This window comes from Kitasatospora sp. NBC_00070, assembly GCF_045041205.1.
In the GTDB taxonomy this organism is placed as follows: Bacteria; Actinomycetota; Actinomycetes; order Streptomycetales; family Streptomycetaceae; genus Kitasatospora.
The window spans coordinates 3,310,055-3,327,448 of sequence record NZ_CP108247.1 but is presented as its reverse complement, the minus strand read 5'-3'; the positions used below and the strand labels follow the sequence as shown (position 1 = coordinate 3,327,448).

The window sequence follows — 17,394 nt, the reverse complement described above, 5'->3', positions numbered from 1 at the left end:
CCTCCTAAGGGAGTTCAGCCGCCGAGACGGGCGGCGATGGCGTCGGACAGCGACGCCGGGCGGGTTGTGGTCTGGGGTGCGCCCCGGAACTCGCCGCCACTGCGGGCGGGCGGGGTCGGGCCGGCGCGGTAGAGGTCGGGGTCGGCCTCGACTGCGGCAGTGATCGCGGCGCCGAGCTGCTCGCCGAACTTCGCGTCGCCCAGGTCTAGTTGGGCCAGCGCGGCGGAGAACGCGCGGCTGTTGAGCAGGCGGTCGGGGCGGGCGCCGGCGGTGATCGCGGCCTGGTGCGCGGCGAGCTCGACCCGCGCGGTTCGCAGCTGGTCGCCGAGCTCGGCGAGCTGTCGGTCGCGGTCGGCCACCTGCGCGGCGAGCTGCGCCGGATCGGCCTGCCCGCCGTTGGCGGTGTCGGGGTTGAGTGCCTGGCTGATCGAGTCGAGGGCGGCCTGCAGCCGGTCGCGTTCGGCCGCTGCTTCGGTGGCCTGCGCCTGCGCGGCGGTGAGCTGCTCGGCGCTCGGGCCCTGCTCGACCGGCGGCGCGGCGGGCGGGATCGGCGGGGCCGTCGGGGTGGTGGGGTCGCCGCCGGTGGGGGCGGGTACTCCGATCGGGTCGCCTTCTCCGGAGCCGCCCAGGATGGGCCAGATCGGGCGGCCGTCGCGCCGCAGACCAACGGCCTGCAGGCCGGTTCGGGGGTGGACGGGGAGCGGGGTTTCGGGCATGGCTGGTGGGCCCTTCGTGCGGGGTGCGGGAAATGGGAAAGGGCCCGCCCCCGGGGTCGGGGTGCGGGCCCTGCAAGTGGCCTACGTGGTGGCCGAGTTAGCTGCTCTCGTTGATCAGGTCGGGGTCGCTGCCCTGGCGGTAGCCGAGCAGCCAAGCAGTCCGCAGGAGAGACTCGCGCGGGTGCGGGCAGGCGGTGACCGGCTGCCCGTCGAGGGCGGCCTGCCGACCGCTCTGCACGGCGCGCACGGCAGCCTCACGGAATCCCAACGCCCCACCCCCTAGAACTTGTTGGCGCGGTCGTTGGCGCTCGCGCGGGCGGTGTCGGCGGCGGCCGAGCGAACGCCGGTGAGCTGCTCCGTGAACTCCGCGAGGGTGACGCGCGGGGAGACGTCGGCCCAGTACCGGCGCAGCTCCTCGGACGCCCGGGCGTAGGCGATGTGCGCCGGCCCGGTGAACAGCGATCGGGGGTCGACGCCGGACAGCTCGGCCTTGCGGGTGAGCAGCACGCCACGGCACCACTCCTCGGCGTCGAGCCACTGCCGGTAGATGTGATCCCCGTACATCTCCCTCACCTGCTCGCGCGAGTACGCGCCCCGGTTGGCGAGATCGGCGGCCTCCCGGTCGGCGAGCCATCGCTCGGCGGCGGTCAGGTGCTCGTACGGGTGATCGTCGAACTCAGAGCGCCAGGGCTGCAGGTGCACCCAGTCGTCCGGGTCCGGCACGGGGGTGAGCGCCTGGTCGAGGGCGGCCCGGTCGGCGACCATCGCCTCGACCCCGTGCCCGCTGTGCGCGGGCGGCGGGGTGATGGGGTGGCGGCGGTCGAGCTCGGCGGCGATCCGCTCCGTTTCGTCGGGGCGGGTGTAGCGCAGGGCCCAGCCGAGCACGTCGTCGGCGATGTCGGACAGGTCCGGCAGCAGCCGGCCCCCGGGGAGAACCTCGGCCAGCAGTTGCCTGCGGTCCGCTTCGGCGGCGAGCTCGGCGAGCTCGGACCCTTGCGCGTGCCGGGCCCGTTCGGCGAGCTGCCGTTCAGAGAGGGCGATCAGGTCCGCCCGGGCGCCGGGCAGCGCGGCGTCGAGGTCGCGCCGGTCCATCTCGGCCGCGATCCGCAGCACCTGCTCGTCGCCCACCAGGGGCAGCGTGCGGGCGAGCTCGTCGTCGCCGAACCCGGTCAGGTCCTCGACCAGCTTGCCGCCGGGGCGGACGCGGTCGAGCAGGTGCTGCTCGTCCCGCCGGTCTGCCTCGGCCTGCACCTTGGCGCGGTCGCGCTCGTCGAGGGTGCCGTGCCGCAGCGCGGCGCCGAGCTGCTCGTCGCTCATCTCCGCCGGCGTCCGGCCGTCACCGGCCCGCACCTTGGCGGCCTCGACCGCATCCGCATCGAGCGGCCGGCGCGGCTCGGGAAGGTTGCCGGCCCCGGGCCGCTCGCGGTAGCGCAAGCGCTTCAACTCCGGGTGGCGCTGCAGGTGGTCGCGTAGCTCCTTCTGCCGCTGCCGCACGCGCTGCTCGGCGAGCCGCTTGCCCTCCGGGGTCATGGAGGCGCTCGCTCGGTCCTTCTGCTGGCGGATCTTGCGTTCGATCGCGCGCTGGCGTTGGCCGGCCTCGTAGCCGGCCCCGTCGGATCGCATGGGCGGAATCAGGGACGTGACGCCAGGGGTGTAGGCGGACAGACTGTGACGGCAGTTGGGGTGTTGGAGTCCAGCGCGGCGCGCCTCGTCGACGCTTCCGGCCACCCACACCCGGAGCATCCGGCCGTCCTCGGTGGCGTGCTCGACCTGCACCTCGCGGCGCCCGGGCGGCCCGTCGAGGGAGAGGAGTTTGCCCTCCCAGCGTCGGCAGAGCGGGCACTCACGGGGGGCGTTGGAGACGATGACCAGGTCGCGGCCGGCGGCGCGCAGCCGGTCGGCCTGGCCCTCGACGGCGGCCCGTCCGACGGACGTCCGTACGGCCATCTCGGCGTAGCTGGACATGCGCCAGGCACGGCCGGAGCGGTCAACGAAGCTTTTGACGCCCCGGTCGGCGAACCGCTCCATGGCGCGCTGTGAAGCCTGGCGGCGGGTGTCGATGCCGAGTAGCGGGGTGGCGCTGATCTCGGCGACGACCTGCCGGTATCCGTCCTCGACGCCGCGCAGGATGCCCCGATGGGTGGCGGTCACCAGCTCGATCGTCTCGGCGGCGAGCCGGTCGACCGCGCGGGTGGCCGGGGTCGAGGTGGCGATGCGGGCGGCGTCCTCGTCCGAGAGCGCGCCGAGCTCGGCCAACCCGGTGACCGCGCCCCGGTTGTACGCCTCGGCGACGGCGTCGAACACAGCCAGCTCGCCGGCGGTGGCGAGCGCGTCGACGACCCCCTGCGCCGCGCGCCGCAGGGGCTGCACGTCAGCAAGCTTGGCGACGGCCCACCCGGGGGCCTCGAACCCGTCGGCCAGTTGGCGGGCGACGATGCCGAGCAGCCGCTGCTCGGCATCGGCGTACAGGTCCCGCACGCTCGTGGACAGGTCCTCGGCCATCCACGGGGAGACGGGCACCGGTGCTCACCCCCTCGACGATCAGGCGGCGAAGCTGGGCACCGGGTCGGGCACGGCCTGCCCGGTCTCGGCGTGGATGCGCTGAACCTCGGCGAGCACGGCGTCGCCGTCCCAACTCGGGTTGACCCTGCGCACCTTGGTCTCGGTGCTGATCGCCTGCGCCTGCGCGAGCAGGGACAGACTCTGTGCGGCCGAGACGGGGTCGTCGGGGGTGGCGCTGCCGAACGCGACGGCGGGCCGCTCGGGGGTGATGGTGGAGAACCCGAGCACCCGGTCGAGCTGCAGCAGCACGTCGAGCATGTGAGCCAGCGGCGGCCCGGTGTACCGGGTCTTCTTCCGACGGGTGGTCATGCTCCTGCGCTCGCGCGCAAGGACCTCGGTGGCGGTGACTGCGGCCACGTCGCCGCCGAGCCCGAACGACGCGGCGGAGTAGCCGGCCGACCCGACGATCTGCCGCACCAGCGCGTCACTGGTCCGTTGGTGCTCCTCGACCCTGATCGCGAACTGGGCCAGGGTGATTCCGGCCCCCGCTTCGGTGGGTGGGATGGCGAGCGCCTGCCAGATTTCCCGGTCGAGGTCGAACGAGGAACCTTGGCCGGGCCCGTGGGATCGCAGGTAGCCGTCGGGGACGATCAGGCGGGCGCGGGCGAGCCGTAGGTCGCGCATCCAGCTCGACCACGTCGAGTCGAGCGCGTCGAACAGGTCGCGGATGCCGCCCTGGTAGTCGGAGCGTCCGAGGACCGAGCCGCGGTGCTGGCGGTTGGGGCGGATGTTGGGGACGTAGGAGGCGGTCAGGGCCCGGATGCCGGTCTCGACGGCGCCGGTGGGGCCGAGCGAGTCGACCACGGCGGCGGTCTCCGGATGCTCCGTGAGCGGCACGGCACGGCCCAAGTTGTCGGGGGTGCCGACGTAGAGACCGTGCAGGATCTGCCCACGCTCGTGCCGCTCCAGCGTGCGGACCACGGTCGTGCCGTTGCGCTCCAGCTCACGCCAGAACGTCACGGCCGTCAGGTACCCGAACCGCCACTCGGGCACGGCGCAGTCGGGGTGAACCGTGGTCAGCAGCGGGTGCGTTGCGACGTCGGCATCCCACGCTGCGGCGAGATAGACACCGCCGAGCGCGGCGGACACCTCGGCGGCCTCAAGAAGGGTGTTGGCGATGCCGGCCTGCTCGCTGATCTCGTCGAGCCGGGCCTGCGTGGCGGTGTCGTCGACGGTGAACACCGGTGGTTCGGCGAACAGGAGATCGGCGGACGTGGTCGCGATGTCGGCGGGCAGCGGGATGTGCAGCCGGGTGTCGGCCTGCCCCGGGGCGGGGGTTCGGTCGCGCCCCCACAGCCGGCGGCGGCCATCCTCCCGCCGGGCCTGGTCGCGGTAGACGGCGGCGAGCCGCGTCCGGTCGCCGGAGTACCACGCGTCGTCGACCGCGATCTCGGCGAGCGCGGCCGAGCAGCTCGGCGGCGGCCACGGAGTGTTGTTGTCAGGCAGCGGCATCGGCGCTCACCCCCTGGCGGTGTAGTAGGTGGCGCCACTCGGCGGCGGTGGAGTGCACGACGTAGCGCAGCGCGTCGACCGAGTGGTCGTTCCGCTTGAGCGGCTGGTCGACACCAGCGGCAGCAGCAGCGGCATCCCACACGTAGTCGGGCAGCTCGGCGAGCAGGCCCGTGCACGAGCGGTGGATGCGCAGCAGGCCGGCCGCGAGCGCGGTCGACGTCGAGCGGATGCCGTCGAGTACGTCGTTCTTCGCTCGGGTCACCCCGGGGTGACCGTCCTCCCAGAGCTGAGCCAGGAACGAGGCGGCGCTCGGGTCGAGGAACGTCCACTCCGGGTCGGGGATGCCGAGCCCGGTCAGCCACCCGCGCAGGGCGGCGGAGTACTGGGCATCGGTCATCTGCCGGCGAGCCTTGCGGGAGTCGTGGCGCCACTCAGCGACCACGTACAGCCGGCCGTCGTCGCCGAGCCCCAACAGCAGGGCAGCGAACGGGTTGGTAGTGCCGTAGTCCAGCCCCACCCAATGCCGAGTGATGGTGGGCAGGGTGTCGACGACGTGCTGCTGCTCGTCGTACATGTCGAACACAGCGCCCTCGGCGATCACCCACGCGCCGTCGATCATCCGACGGCGCCACAGCCCGACGAACTCGGCAGCCAGCGACGTGACGTAGGCGGCGGTCAAACTCGGGTTGTCGGCGAGCTTGAAGTGCCAAGCCCTCAGGTCCAACTCGGCTGCGCGGTCGAGGTAACCGACCCTGAGCCAGTGCGCCGGAGAGTCCGGGTTCGTGGTCGCCAGCAGCCGCGCCCCGGGGACCGACAGTCGCGCGAGAAGCTGCGTCCACATCGCCTCGGGCAGCAGCGTCGCCTCGTCCACATACGCCAAATAGGCCGTCAATCCACGCAGCCGACCCTCGGCCCGGGAATCGGCCGCGCCGATCAGGTGCACAGTGCGGCCGAGAACGGTCGCGGTAGTGGCGCCCCGGGTGTGCCGGACCTGCGCCGCCACCGGACCGAACAGGCTGGTGTCCGTGAGCGGCTCGACGACGTTGCGCTCGATCGTCTGCAGGCTGCGCCCGATGATCACGATCAGGCCGGACGGCGGCGCCTCAGCCACGGCCAGCAGGAACGCCAGCAACGAGGCGATGGTCTTGCCCGACCGGACGGCGCCGTGCCAGATGTTGATGCGAGCGGACGCCTGCGCGACGCTGCGGAGCTGCTTGCGGGACAGGGGAAGCGTGGGGGCGTCGAGCACCGGCTCACCCCCCGTCGGCGGCCCCCTCGACGTCGTCGTCGGCGAACGCGTCGCGTAGACCCTTGGCCAAGTCGGTGAGCATCGACCGCACCTCGTGCCCGGATGTGCCAGCGTCGATCTCGGCGAGCCGGGCCGCACTGGTGAGATAGGCGCCGATCGCCTGCGAGTGGTGCCGCTCGTCCTGCGCCGGAGGATCGTCGGACACGACGTCGACGGTGTCCCCGGTCGGCAACAGCTCGACCCGCACATAGCTCTCGGACTCGACCCGGTCGAGGTTGGCGGCAGCCCGCCGGTACAGACGGGCCGTCAGGTCACGGCGGAGCGCGGCGAGATCCTCCTGCCGTGCGGCGGTGGCCGGAGCTACCCGGGCGCCGCCGGTGAACGCCAGGCCGAGATCCTTCGCGATCTTCGACACGGTCGAGCTGCTCCGCTCGATCTTCGAAGCGATGGCGTTGCGGGACAGGCCATCGGCGTGCAGGCGGCGGACCTGCTCGCGATCGGTGTCGGTGATCGGTTCGCGCATGGCGATCACCTCCGATCCCGAAGAGGGGTCCTATGGTTTCGTGCATGGCGACATGGGCGCAGTGTTGCGAGGGGCCGTGCGGCATGCTGATTGGCGCAATGCCGCTCGGGGTGAAAATGGGTGACGTGCCGACCTGGATTGGCGCAATCGGGGCGACAGTGGCGGCGGGCGGTGCGTTGTGGACGCTCGCCAGTCAGCGCAATCAGATCGACGAACAGCGTCGCTTTATCGGGCGCCAAGATGTAGTGCTGGCTCATCAGCTGACTGAGTTTCAGGCGCTTGCAGAGGTGCGCAGGTGGGAGCAGGCGAAGCAAATCAAGCGGACGGCAAAGGATCGGCCCTATCCGATGTACGCCGCTAGTGGGTTTGATGGCTCAAGCGGGCTGGCAATTGATGTGATGAACGGCAGCGATGCGCCGATTTATCAGGTAGCTGTCGTGGGTGACGTGGAGTCGGCTGGCGTTGCCCTGGTGCGTCCAGAGGGCGGGTGGGAGGATGCCCCTGTCCAGACCCTCGCACCTGGTCTCACCGCCCGATTCTTTCTCGTACCGGGAAAAATGCGCGACGCGTACATCACTCAGCCGCTTGTTAGCTTCGACGACAAGAGCGATCAGCGGTGGTCTCTCGATGAGTACCACGACCTACAGCCGGTGGCCGAAAATTGAGACGGCCCGCCACTTCGAGTGACGGGCCGTAGGTTGGTGTGCTCCGGGCACGCCGGGAGCGCCTCCAACTATAGGTCACAGATTGATAACGGCGCAAGCCTGTTCGGGCGGTCAGTTCCGGGTGGCCTCGGCGGTGGCGACGGCATCCTCGTCGGGCCCGGGTCGGCCGGTCCACAGCATCACGCGAACGGCCGTGACGGTGTCGGGTCGGTCGGTGGGCAGCTCCTCGTCGAGGATCTCCCGCGCGAGCTGGTCGAGGGCGGCCTGCTCGTCGTCGCCGCGCTCGACGGTGTCGGTGTCGAGGAAGTCGCCCGGTGTCCACGCGCCGCCGGCCTGCAGGTCGGTGCGGTGCCAGACCTTCACGTACCGGTCGATCTCGGTCTGCACGCGCACCCGGGACAGGTTCAGCACGTCGGCGATGGTGTCGAGGGACAGCTCGTCGTCGACGTACGCCTCGTACACGAGGCGGGTGGTCGTGGCGGCGGTGAGCCCCCGGGCGCGTGCGTACGCGCTGTTCTTGCGCAGTCGCTCGGCGGCCTCGGTCGCGTGGTGTTCGTCGATCAGGTCGCCGAGCTTGGCGGCGAACTCCCGGGCGGTGGCCTGCTGCTCCGGCAGGGTCTGCGGGTGAGGGCCGGTGGCCTTGGTGTGGGCGCCGGTGGTGGGCTGCTCGCTCATGGTGGCGGTGTCTCCTGCGTGGGCGTGGTGGGCGCCTGCCCTAGTGTGGGCGGCGCCCCTGGCAGGTTCTCTCTGGCAGCGGGTGCACGGCCCTTGCGGGGCGTGCTGGGCCCGTCCGGCGGTCGCGTCGTCCGGCGGGCCCGCTCTGCTACTCGGCGGGATCGGCTGCCTTCTTGGCGTCCCGCAGGATCTGATACACCCGCCCCTCGGTGTAGTCGAGGTCGCGGGCGATCCGGGCGGCGCTGCGCCCGTCTGCGCGCGCTTCTGTGATGATCCGGGCGAGCTGCGGTTCGAGCTGCTGCGCGGCTGCACGGATGCGGACGGCGTCGTCGTAGCTGAACTCTCGCGCTTCCTGCTCGGTCATCCCCGGTTCCTTCCTTGGTGCCGGCCGGGCACGGGGCCCGGCCGGCGGTGTGATGTCGATTCCTACTCTCCCCGATCGGCCCGACCGGTGGGGGTGGGGGGCCTACCGGATCGCGTCCGGGTTCCAAGCGAAGACAGCCCCAACGCTTCCGCTCTCGACCAGCCATCCGGCCGAGCTCATCCGCTCGGCCAGCATCACGAGCTCGATCCGGTGCGTGTCGCCGTCTTCCTTGGTGTGCTTGCCGCCAACGAGCCAGCACAGGGCAACCCGTCCATCGCGGCGCGGCTCGACCATGGCGCCGAACGCGCTCGTGCACTGCTCGTTGTCGTTGCCGTAGAGGGTGGCGAGCCGGATCGGAAGCTGTCGGCCGTTGCCGCCGAGCACGGTCAGAGCGGCGAGCACGTCGGGGTGTTCGGCGTGGTGGGGCAGGCAGCCGAACGTGTCGCCCTGGTGTGCGACGACGGTCCCCTCGACGGCCTCCTCGGTCGCGACGGGGGCGGGGGCCGGGTCGACGCCGTACCGGATGCGCTCGGCCGCTCGCTGCTCGGCGCGGGCGATGTTGTCGGCGGCCTTCTGCGCGGTGGCCTTGATCTTGAGCCGCTCAAGGTCGGCGGGGTCGAACTGCATGCGCATCTTCACCCGGAACTCTCCCTCCGGGAGGGGCTCGACGGGCGCCTGCTCGTGGCGTGCTTGGGCGGGCTGCTCGGTGAGCGCGATCCGGGCGCCGAGCGCGCTCTCTGCCCACGCGTGCCGGAAGTGCGCGGCGGCGCGGCTGACCTCGTCGAAGGTGCCGACCGCACGGGTCGAGCTCTGGGTGCAGGCGCCGCGCTTGCACACCGATTCCGGGTCCTCGCACACCTGCAGGGCGTACCGGCCGGCGGGCAGCGGGTCGGTCAGGCCGGCCGCGCTCTGGTCGAACGCGGTCCGGGCGATGGCCGGCTGCGCCAGGGTGCGGCGGGCCCGCTTCGGCTTGGCCGGGGCCGGGGTGGCGGCAGGGGTGGCCGGGTCGAACAGGGCGGGCTCGGCCGGGGTCGCCTTGGTCTTGCGGCGGGCGGGCGCGGCCGGCGGGTTGAGCAGGGGCTGATCGGCGAGGGAGAGGGCGGCGCGGCGGCGGTCCCCGTCCTTGTTGTCGCAGTTCTTGCAGACGCGCAGGGCGCCGGTGGACAGGCCGGCCGATGCCGTCTCGGCGTCGACGACGTGGAGCGCGGTCCGGCTGCAGTAGCTGCGGGTGATGCCGTTGTCCTGCTTGTGCAGAACTTCACTGCGGGCGGCGGTAGTTGCGTAACGCATGGGGTTCTCTCCCTGGCTTGACGGGTGCCGGGTCGCGTCCGGCCCTGCAATCTTTGCAGTAATGATTACTGTAATGATTACAGTTCGCGTGTGCAAGAGGGTCGCCCAAACGGGCCGGGGCAACTGCCCCGGCCCGCATGGTGGTTGTACCCCCTGCCTGGTCATGCGGCCCGGGGGCCGGCCTGCTGCTCGCCGTCCGTGCCGAGTGCGCCGAGCAGGTCGAGCAGCTCGGCCGGCCCCCACTCGCGCCGGCGACGGTCGTCGAGGGGTGCGGGCGCCGAGCAGGCCGGCCCGGTTCCGCAGGTGACGCTCGGCGGCTCGCCCGGGGTGGTGTGCAGGGTGAGCTCGCCGCCGCACCACGGGCACGGCCGCCCGGGGATGGCGGTCGAGCGGGCGTCGAGCTGCAGGGCCCGCAGCAGGATGCGCTCGCACTGGCCGGCCACCCGGATGGTCTCGTGCCGCAGGTGCCCGGGCAGCAGGCCGAACAGGGCTGCGCCCCGGGTGTGGTCGCGGCGCGGGTCGGGGGTGGTGTCCTCGTCGAGCAGCCGGCCCTCGACCCATACGGCCGCCCAGTGCAGGCCGTGCCGGCGGCTGCCGGGGTCGGTGGGGCTGCGGTAGGTCCAGCGGCGGGGGTCGGCGGCGTCGCCCAGGATGGCCGCCCAGACCGGCGGCCGGCCCGGGCTGCTCACAAGGTGCCGCGCGGGCGGGCGCTGCACTGCGGCGGCGAGCGTGTCCGCGCAGTCGAATAGCAGCTCCTCGATGCGCACGGCGGCGTCGAGCGCGGTCAGGTTGGCCGGGGCGGGGTGCTGACGCAGGGACAGGGGGACGCGGTCGGCGACCAGCAGCTCGGCATCGTCGGCCTGCTGGCGGGCAAGGTGGGTGGAGAGCTGGGCCGGGGGCCACTCGGAGGCCGGGGGTGTCTCGATGGCGAGCAGCAGGTCGGCCCACTGCTGGCGGACGGTGCGGAGTTGGGCGGCGGCGCGGTGGATCTCGGCGGGGTGCATGGGGTTGCGCTCTCTCCTGAGTGCTTGGCGGTGCGGTGGGTTGGGGGCCCGGGCGCCCCTCTGGCGGTACGGGGGCGCCCGGGCCGGATCAGGGGCGGGGCGGTCGAGTAGCGAGGTGGTGGCGGTGTTCGCCACCACGTCCACCCGGGGCCGTCCCGGTGTGGCGGGTGACGGGGGGCGAGGCGGACGGCGGCGCGGGCGAGCGCGTACCCGTCGAGCAGCTCGGCGGCGAGCAGGCCGGCGTACTCGCTCGGCGTCAGCTCTCGGCCGGTCGGCTGCTTCCGGGTGTCGAGCCGGATCTCGGCCCGCCGTGCGCGCTGCGCCCGGTCGAGGGCCCGCCGCAGTGCGCGCCGCAGCAGGGCGGCCCGGGCCCGGGCGCCGCGAGCGTGCTCGGCCCACTGCCCGCACCACCGGCGGTACGTGGCCATGTCCCGGACGCCGGCCCGCAGCAGCTCGGCCTCGGCCGGGAGCAGGGCGCCGCGCTCGGCCCGGTCGACCAGGTGCAGCAGAGCCTCGACGTCCCGCTCGACGGGCACGGGGGCGTTCATCGCCGGCCCCCGGTCGAGTCGATCGGGTAGGAGACAACGAGCAGCCCGTCGGCGTCGAGGGACAGCTCGGCATCGCTCGCGCGGCGGGAGTTGGCGAGCAGCTCGGAGCGGACGACGTCGAGCAGCTCGGCCACGGCGGGGAGGGTCGAGGGGAGGGAGAGCGCACGAGCGGCGCGTGTCTCGTGCACGAGACGGCGGGGAGGGACGGACACGGGGTGTGACCTTTCGGAAGGGACGGCGCGGCGGCCCGCGCGCATGGGGACCGCATCGACCGGTCGCGAGGGGAGATTCATCGAATTCCCTTACCGTGAGCGACAGTTCGCGCTCGTGGACTGCCTCCGTCGCGGGGGATCGGCGGCTGCACCATGACGGCCTCGACGGCGCAGAGCTCACGCTCGCGGCAGTGCTCGGCCCACTGCTCGCGCAGGCTCTCGCGCCGCTCGGTCTCGGCCTGGCGGAGCGCGGCGAGCCGCTCCTGCTCGGCCTGCAGCCGCTCGGCCGTCAGCGCGGGGCCGTCGAGCCGGTAGGCCAGGCGCCAGGCGCCGTGTCCGAGGTGTTCTTCGACCTTGACCAGCGCGCCGGCGTCGGCGAACTGCCGGGCGACCCGATCGCACCGGCGGCGGTCGGCGTGCGCGAACGTCGCCGGCCGGGGGCTGGTCGGCCACGTGCCGGTGACGCGGTAGCAAGCCTGGTTCTGGGTGGTGTTGCGGGTGCGGTGGCGGCGGGCGCTGCTCACGCTGCACGCTCCTGTCGGTTGGCCTGCTCGGTAGCGGCATCAAGTCGGGACGGGTGGACGGTCGAGCGGCGGGACCAACCGCCCTGCTGCTCGGCCCTCTTGGGGCTGGTGCGGCGCCGGCATGGCTCGCCCACCGGAGCGCGGCACCACGTGCACGGCACGTTCAGCGCGTCCGGCCGACCGGCCAGTGCGGCAGCCTCTCGGGCGGCCCGCAGGGGACGGAACGGTGCCAGCGCGGCAGCGGCGGCGGCCGGCAGCGCACGGGCGATCAGGTGCGCGAGCTGCGGGTGCGGACCCCCGGCGAGCTCCCTCGACGCGGTCGGCTCGACCGCACCGGTGGCGACCGCGTCCCGCTGCGCCCGGATCGCCTGCTGGTAGCCCTCGACGTCGTCAGGGTCGACGTTGGGGCGCGGGTCGGTGTGCCGGGCGAGCAGCGCGCGCCGGTGGGCGGTCCACGGGCGGGTGATGTCGACGGGCAGGATCGGGTACGGCGAGCCGGTGATGTGCGCCCGGGCCACGGCGGCGGCGTCCCACCCGTCCGGGGCGGTGGCGGGCACGTCGCGCAGCAGGTCGCACCACGTCGCGAGCTGCCCGGCGGTCTCGGCGGGGTCGCGGTGGGCGGCGCGGGGGTCGAGCCGGCCGACGTAGGCCAGCAGAGCGGCGCACTCGTCGGGGGTCATGCGGTGTTCTCCTGTTGGCTGTCGTTGGCGTTCATCTGGTCGAGGGCGGCCTGCAGTGCGGCGGCGTGCTGCTCGGCCCGGGTGGGTTGGTGACCGTCGGCGGGTACGGCCTGCAGGCGGCGCGCGGCCGGGGGCTGGTCGGGCCGCTCCCTGGTGATCCACTGCTGCCAGTCGAGCCGCCACTGCTGCACGCTCCGCGCGGGACCGGTGGCCCGGTGGGTGCGCCACTTGGCGGTGGCGTGGTCGAGTCCGTCGACGCCGAGCCGCTGCAGGTGCCCGGCAACCGCAGCCCACGCGAGCAGCGCGTCGTCGGGCGCCCACTGGTCGGGCAGAGCGCAGAGAGAGTGTTCCGGGCTGCGCCCGACACCACCTGAGCTCTCTCTACTACCCCCACCACCTACTACGGGTCGGGCCGGGCCGGGCCGGGACCGGTGGGACGAGCCCACCCCATCCGCCCCGGACGCGTGCCCCTCACCTGCGGTTTCGTCAGAATCAGGGGGTGTTTCCGGATCGAAATCGCTCTCGCCGAGCTCCGATTCGGCGCCGAACGGCGGGCGATTCGACGCCGGATCGGCAGGCTTTCGCTGCGCGGCCCGACCCTTCCGCTTCCGCTCCGCCTCCCGATCGCGCCCACCCTCGACGCTCGCCCGAGTCGGGTTGTAGCGCAGGAAGTCGTGCATCAGGAACTCGCCGACCACCACCGGCCGGCAGCGCGGGCACTCGTGCCCACTCTCGTGCCACAGACCAGCCCGAACGAGTCGGGCGGCCTGCGGAGCAGTCCCGAACAGCGCGGCCACCACACCCGGAATGCGACCCTCGGTCAGGTGCTGCGCGCTGTACGCGCCGCAGCGCAGCCACAACCCGAGCGCGGCGTTACCAGCCTTGAGCAACTTCGGGTGCGTGCCGGCCGTGTCGTCAACTTTGAACCACGTCACGGGAGTTGCTCCTTTCAAGAGAATGGGCGGCGGCGTCGATTGCGTCGAGGCCGTCCAACTGGCCGGCAATGGCGGTCACTTCTGGGATCAGGTCGGTGGGAGCCCGGCGCGTACGGGGCCGGGACGGGTCCACAGCCTGTGGATACGGAACCGCGCCACCCTCGACGTCGAGCTGCAGAGCATCGGCGCTCACGCGGCCACCCCCACGGTCGAGGCGGCGGCCTTGGTGCGGCCGACGGCCGCGATCAGGTCGAGGTACCACTGCGGCTCACCAGCGGCCCGGGCCGCACGCCACACCGCCCGGACCGCCTCGACATCCGGGGCGGCCACGGCGGCGGACAGGTGCAGACCCCGCCCGGGGCCGGGCTGACGGACGCTCACGGCCGCACCCCCTGCTCGGCCGCGCGGCGACCGGCCACCGTGTCGAGGGCCAGGTCGCCGAGCTGCTCGCCGAGTTGGAGAGCACGCCGGTACGGGAGATCGACCGCGAGCAGCCCGTCGAGGGCGGGCAGCAGGTCGGCCACCCCGGAGCGGGCCCGGGCGAGCGCGGCCCGCAGACCACGGCGGGCACGGTCCCGCACGGCGTCGTGCGCCGCCCGGGCGTGATCGACGACATGGTCGGGGGCGTCCGGATCGGCAGCACGCGAGCGGGAGTGTCCGGCCGCCGCAGCGAGCTCGCGCAGCAGGGCGGCGACGTGCTGCTCGTCGTCGACGAACGCGAGCGCGACCTCGTCGAGCAGCCGCTCGGCAGCGTCGGTGACGTCGAGCCGCACCGTGTGCCGGTCCGGGTGGAGATGGGCGCGGATCACGAGCCACCCCCGACCACCGGCGGACGCTGGCCGACGAACCGGGCGTAGACCCGGTGCTCGACCACGTGGCCGTTCTGCACGGTGCGGGCGACCGCCTGAAAGGCGCCCGGGGGGCCGTAGGCGGCGAGCTTGGCCGAGCGGATCGCCTGCGCGGCGGATGCCGCGCGGCCGATGCTCGCCACCCGCTGAACGACGGCCCACTCGCCCGGCCGATCCCGCAGCGCGGCGGCGATACGCCCGTGCTTGGTCTCCGCCGGCGGCGGCGGACCGAGGAACTCAACGGTTTTCGAGGGAGTGATCACGCGGCAGCCCGCCCCGTGGCAGTGCGGGTGGCCTGCTCGGCTGCGAGCCGCTCGGCCCGGGCCTGCTGGACATGCGGGCCCAGGATGCGCGCGATCAGCGAAACCTGATCATCGGTCGGTTTCGGCCACTCCTGCCGACTGTGCAGGTCAGCGACCTTTGTGCGGTTAGACACAGCTCCCCCTCGTCGTCCGTGTTGCAGAACAGGGACAGACAGGGTGCAGAAAGCCGCAGCTCAGAGCGTCGCATCTGTCTCTGTTTCGAGACAAGAGCACCGTAAGTATGGCCCGGAGTGATCGTCAACGAGTTAAGTGCGCTGGTGAAGCGGCGGGCATGTGCGCTTCAATGGGTGTGTTCGCGTATCGCGACACGAACGGAGATGAGAAACCATGTGGGAGTCGACCCCGTTCGCCGACCTGGTACGGGATGCACTGGGCCAGAACGGCATGACCTTGCGACGACTAGCTGAGGCAGCGGTCGATCCGCAGACCAAGCAGTCGCTTGGGCACAACCAGCTTTGGAAGATCGGGCAAGGGCAGCCGGTCAAGGTTCTGCCGTGGATCGTGAGAGCTGTCGCAGCGGCGACCGGCAAGGACGTTCGCGAGGTTCAGCTCGCGGCGGCCGAGCAGTACGTCGGCCTCACTGCGGGCGACCCTCTCGGGATGGGCGGAGAGAGCGCGGCCGTCGTCGTCGCGCACGTCCCCGGCATCCGGCCGGCGGATCTGCCCAAGGTTCAGGAGCTTCTGCGGAACTGGGCGGCGGACGCTTCGCGTACTGGTAATTGAACCAGCAACCAGAACGAGGGTGACCCGCAGTGGTCGCCGGGGTACTGTCGGCAGTTCGAATGGATTCGCAAGCGCATGCGAATCCGCGCCCCTGCCTGCCCCGACCAGGGAAGCCCACGGCACATGATCACAGTTACCCGCATCCGACTCGACACCGGCGCCCCAGTCGTCATCCGCGCGACCGCCGACAACCTCGACATTGCCATCGACGACCGCCACATCACCCCGACCGGCGCCGTCGCACTGCACCGCGCACTGACACAGCTCGGCGACGAGCCCCCAGCGGGAGCGGGTGACTGCTCGTGAGGCCAGTCACCGGTATAGCCAACGGGCCGCACAGCAGACGCTGTGCGGCCCGTTCGCGTTCAGTCAGGCAACGAGCTTGAGCGGCCTGACGGTCACGTACTCGCTCACGTCGAGGTGCTTTCCCGAGTTCCCCCGAGGCTTGAGGCGGATATCGAGCAGCGTCTGTGCGATGAGCCGCTGCTGCTCCAACTTGAGCTGAGGCCAGGCCACTTCGAGGTCAGCACGAGAGGCACCGGCGATGCCCTGCAGTACCGACGGCGCGCGGAGCGCATGCGCTCGCTCCTTGGCCTCGTTGATCTTGGGTAGGTAATCCGCCTCGACGGACGACAGTGCACGCGCCGACAATCGGCCCGCTCCCGCCTCGACGTAGAACTCTTCCAGTTCCGACGTCAGCAGCGCGACGGACGCCTCGGCTTCCTCGATCTCCGCAAGCACCTTCTTGTCGTCCTGTGTGAACGCTGCGACGAACTTCGGGTCGGCCAACCAGTCGAGCAGCTTCCCGAGTACGAACTCGTCGACCGGCCCTGTCTCCGCGCTGACGTGGTACCCCTTTGCGTCGTCCGTGCCCGGTTGGACGCAGCAGTATCGGGGGCCGCTGTCCCTCTTGTCTGAACCCGTCAGGATCTCGCAAACGTCACATTTCATGGCACCTGACAGCCAGTTCTTCGCGGCGCCAGGTCGCGTATTCCACTTCCGGCTGTCCTTGCGGGCCCTGATGATGAGCAGGCAGCGGGCATGAGTCGATGCCTTGACGATCCTGGGCCAAGCCTTCTCGGCAGTGACATCGCCGTTGCGCGTACGAGTTCCGAGGTACCTCGTCTGGCGCGCGAACTCAACGATGGTGGGAGCTACCCACCGGCACATGATCCGACGCTCGCCCCGCTCGTTGAAGTCTCGCGAGATGTCGAGAGGCTTCTCGCCGTCCGCGAGGCGCCGCTGCGCCTCCTCCTGCAAGTGTCGGTGATCTTTGATCCGTTGGATCGTTGCCGGGTGCAGCTCGCCATCCTTGGGCAGCCCAGGGCGCCACTCGGCTAGGCGGTTCACCTGCTGCCAGGTCCATTCAGGCGCCGGCGGCAGGACGCCCCGCATGTTGAGGTCGCGAGCAATCCGGGTGTACGCCTCGCCTGCGGCGACCCGGTCGCTGATCTCGCGAACGATCGCGGCCTCGGCGGGGATCTTCTCGACCCGGACAAACGCCCCGGTGAAGGGGTCGTAGATTCGTCGGTATCCGTAGACGTTCTTCCCGTGCGGCTTGCCAGCAGCGGCGTTCGCCTCCAGCGACCGCATGACGTTGTCGCGCAGCTCGTCGACTTCGCGCTCACCGATCACGGCGTCGATCGCGGTCCGGAAACGGTCGTCCTTGTTGGACAGGTCGTAGACCTTGCCGCCGTAGCACCACAGAACGCCGTGCTTGGCGCAGGCATCGCGCAGGCGCACGTACACAGCGAGGTCGCGCTGCAGTCGGGTCGAGGCCCAGGCGAACGCGATGTGGATCTTTCCGGATTCGATCCACTCGATCATGCGCTCGAAGTCTTCGCGCTCGGCGTTCGCACCATGGCGAGACGCTGAACGGTCGTCGTCGATGAACTCCTCGGCGATCGTCACGCCGAGCCGTGCCGCTTCCTTCTCATTGGCGCCGAGCTGCTCGCGGACAGACTCGCCCTTGCGGCGCTTCTTGCCCTGGTAGCTGCTCTTGCGTGCGTAGCTCCCGCCGAGCATCCCCTCGTACGGATTGGTCGGTCCTGCCACCGGCCCCGACGGTGTTTGAATCACGTTGCCCCCTTGGTCAGGTGAT

Annotated in this window: 23 protein-coding genes; 4 read left to right on the top strand and 19 right to left on the bottom strand. The window is 71.9% G+C overall.

The window, feature by feature from the left end:
* Window positions 1-14 precede the first annotated feature (14 nt).
* The 6 genes from OHV05_RS15395 to OHV05_RS15370 form a co-directional block, all read right to left on the bottom strand.
* Window positions 15-716, bottom strand: a complete 702-nt coding sequence (locus OHV05_RS15395) for a hypothetical protein (protein ID WP_405018167.1) — start codon at window positions 714-716, stop codon at window positions 15-17.
* A gap of 97 nt (window positions 717-813) precedes the next feature.
* Window positions 814-984, bottom strand: coding sequence for an Rmf/CrpP fold protein (locus OHV05_RS15390; RefSeq protein WP_405018166.1), 171 nt, complete (start codon window positions 982-984; stop codon window positions 814-816).
* A gap of 11 nt (window positions 985-995) precedes the next feature.
* Entirely contained in the window at window positions 996-3,236 is a 2,241-nt protein-coding gene (locus OHV05_RS15385; protein ID WP_405018165.1) for a phage minor capsid protein, read from the bottom strand.
* 21 nt (window positions 3,237-3,257) lie between these two features.
* Window positions 3,258-4,730 carry a phage portal protein gene (locus tag OHV05_RS15380; protein WP_405018164.1) on the bottom strand — a complete coding sequence of 491 codons (1,473 nt, stop codon included), beginning with the start codon at window positions 4,728-4,730 and terminating at the stop codon, window positions 3,258-3,260.
* A complete protein-coding gene (locus OHV05_RS15375; protein WP_405018163.1) occupies window positions 4,717-5,979 on the bottom strand; it encodes a PBSX family phage terminase large subunit in 1,263 nt (420 codons plus the stop codon). The genes OHV05_RS15380 and OHV05_RS15375 overlap by 14 nt, the downstream gene beginning before the upstream one ends.
* 4 nt (window positions 5,980-5,983) lie before the next feature.
* Window positions 5,984-6,502, bottom strand: a complete 519-nt coding sequence (locus OHV05_RS15370; protein WP_405018162.1) for a helix-turn-helix domain-containing protein — start codon at window positions 6,500-6,502, stop codon at window positions 5,984-5,986.
* A 44-nt stretch (window positions 6,503-6,546) separates the two neighbouring features.
* Here OHV05_RS15370 and OHV05_RS15365 point away from each other — a divergent pair, with 44 nt between their 5' ends.
* Window positions 6,547-7,167: a hypothetical protein gene (locus OHV05_RS15365; protein ID WP_405018161.1), complete on the top strand. Its 621-nt coding sequence runs from the start codon at window positions 6,547-6,549 to the stop codon at window positions 7,165-7,167.
* Window positions 7,168-7,278: 111 nt separating this feature from the next.
* On the opposite strand, the gene OHV05_RS15360 is transcribed toward OHV05_RS15365, so the two are convergent.
* From OHV05_RS15360 to OHV05_RS15345, 4 genes are all read right to left on the bottom strand, one after another.
* Window positions 7,279-7,842 (bottom strand): hypothetical protein, encoded by a 564-nt coding sequence (locus OHV05_RS15360; RefSeq protein WP_405018160.1) that lies wholly within the window; start codon window positions 7,840-7,842, stop codon window positions 7,279-7,281.
* Window positions 7,843-7,990: 148 nt separating this feature from the next.
* On the bottom strand, window positions 7,991-8,206 hold the full coding sequence (locus OHV05_RS15355) for a sigma factor-like helix-turn-helix DNA-binding protein (RefSeq protein ID WP_405018159.1): 216 nt from the start codon (window positions 8,204-8,206) through the stop codon (window positions 7,991-7,993).
* A 102-nt stretch (window positions 8,207-8,308) separates the two neighbouring features.
* Window positions 8,309-9,496 carry a hypothetical protein gene (locus OHV05_RS15350; RefSeq protein ID WP_405018158.1) on the bottom strand — a complete coding sequence of 396 codons (1,188 nt, stop codon included), beginning with the start codon at window positions 9,494-9,496 and terminating at the stop codon, window positions 8,309-8,311.
* 161 nt (window positions 9,497-9,657) lie between these two features.
* Entirely contained in the window at window positions 9,658-10,500 is an 843-nt protein-coding gene (locus tag OHV05_RS15345) for a hypothetical protein (protein ID WP_405018157.1), read from the bottom strand.
* A gap of 167 nt (window positions 10,501-10,667) precedes the next feature.
* Here OHV05_RS15345 and OHV05_RS15340 point away from each other — a divergent pair, with 167 nt between their 5' ends.
* Window positions 10,668-11,078, top strand: coding sequence for a hypothetical protein (locus OHV05_RS15340; protein ID WP_405018156.1), 411 nt, complete (start codon window positions 10,668-10,670; stop codon window positions 11,076-11,078).
* Here OHV05_RS15340 and OHV05_RS15335 read toward each other — a convergent pair.
* The 8 genes from OHV05_RS15335 to OHV05_RS15300 form a co-directional block, all read right to left on the bottom strand.
* Window positions 11,045-11,182: a hypothetical protein gene (locus tag OHV05_RS15335; protein ID WP_405018155.1), complete on the bottom strand. Its 138-nt coding sequence runs from the start codon at window positions 11,180-11,182 to the stop codon at window positions 11,045-11,047. The genes OHV05_RS15340 and OHV05_RS15335 overlap by 34 nt on opposite strands.
* A gap of 155 nt (window positions 11,183-11,337) precedes the next feature.
* Window positions 11,338-11,784, bottom strand: coding sequence for a hypothetical protein (locus OHV05_RS15330; RefSeq protein ID WP_405018154.1), 447 nt, complete (start codon window positions 11,782-11,784; stop codon window positions 11,338-11,340).
* The gene (locus OHV05_RS15325) at window positions 11,781-12,464 is read right to left on the bottom strand and encodes a hypothetical protein (RefSeq protein ID WP_405018153.1); all 684 of its coding nucleotides are present in this window, start codon (window positions 12,462-12,464) and stop codon (window positions 11,781-11,783) included. The genes OHV05_RS15330 and OHV05_RS15325 overlap by 4 nt, the downstream gene beginning before the upstream one ends.
* Window positions 12,461-13,399, bottom strand: coding sequence for a mucin-2 (locus OHV05_RS15320; RefSeq protein ID WP_405018152.1), 939 nt, complete (start codon window positions 13,397-13,399; stop codon window positions 12,461-12,463). Before OHV05_RS15320 ends, OHV05_RS15325 begins: the two co-directional genes overlap by 4 nt.
* A gap of 189 nt (window positions 13,400-13,588) precedes the next feature.
* Window positions 13,589-13,780 (bottom strand): hypothetical protein, encoded by a 192-nt coding sequence (locus OHV05_RS15315; RefSeq protein ID WP_405018151.1) that lies wholly within the window; start codon window positions 13,778-13,780, stop codon window positions 13,589-13,591.
* Complete coding sequence (locus tag OHV05_RS15310) at window positions 13,777-14,208, bottom strand: hypothetical protein (RefSeq protein WP_405018150.1); 432 nt, start codon at window positions 14,206-14,208, stop codon at window positions 13,777-13,779. The genes OHV05_RS15315 and OHV05_RS15310 overlap by 4 nt, the downstream gene beginning before the upstream one ends.
* Window positions 14,205-14,510 (bottom strand): hypothetical protein, encoded by a 306-nt coding sequence (locus tag OHV05_RS15305; protein ID WP_405018149.1) that lies wholly within the window; start codon window positions 14,508-14,510, stop codon window positions 14,205-14,207. Before OHV05_RS15305 ends, OHV05_RS15310 begins: the two co-directional genes overlap by 4 nt.
* Window positions 14,507-14,683 (bottom strand): hypothetical protein, encoded by a 177-nt coding sequence (locus OHV05_RS15300; RefSeq protein ID WP_405018148.1) that lies wholly within the window; start codon window positions 14,681-14,683, stop codon window positions 14,507-14,509. The genes OHV05_RS15305 and OHV05_RS15300 overlap by 4 nt, the downstream gene beginning before the upstream one ends.
* A 214-nt stretch (window positions 14,684-14,897) precedes the next feature.
* Here OHV05_RS15300 and OHV05_RS15295 point away from each other — a divergent pair, with 214 nt between their 5' ends.
* On the top strand, window positions 14,898-15,293 hold the full coding sequence (locus OHV05_RS15295; protein WP_405018147.1) for a hypothetical protein: 396 nt from the start codon (window positions 14,898-14,900) through the stop codon (window positions 15,291-15,293).
* A gap of 123 nt (window positions 15,294-15,416) precedes the next feature.
* Entirely contained in the window at window positions 15,417-15,599 is a 183-nt protein-coding gene (locus tag OHV05_RS15290) for a hypothetical protein (protein ID WP_405018146.1), read from the top strand.
* Window positions 15,600-15,662: 63 nt separating this feature from the next.
* Here OHV05_RS15290 and OHV05_RS15285 read toward each other — a convergent pair whose 3' ends face one another.
* Window positions 15,663-17,348: a recombinase family protein gene (locus tag OHV05_RS15285; protein ID WP_405018145.1), complete on the bottom strand. Its 1,686-nt coding sequence runs from the start codon at window positions 17,346-17,348 to the stop codon at window positions 15,663-15,665.
* Window positions 17,349-17,394 lie beyond the last annotated feature (46 nt).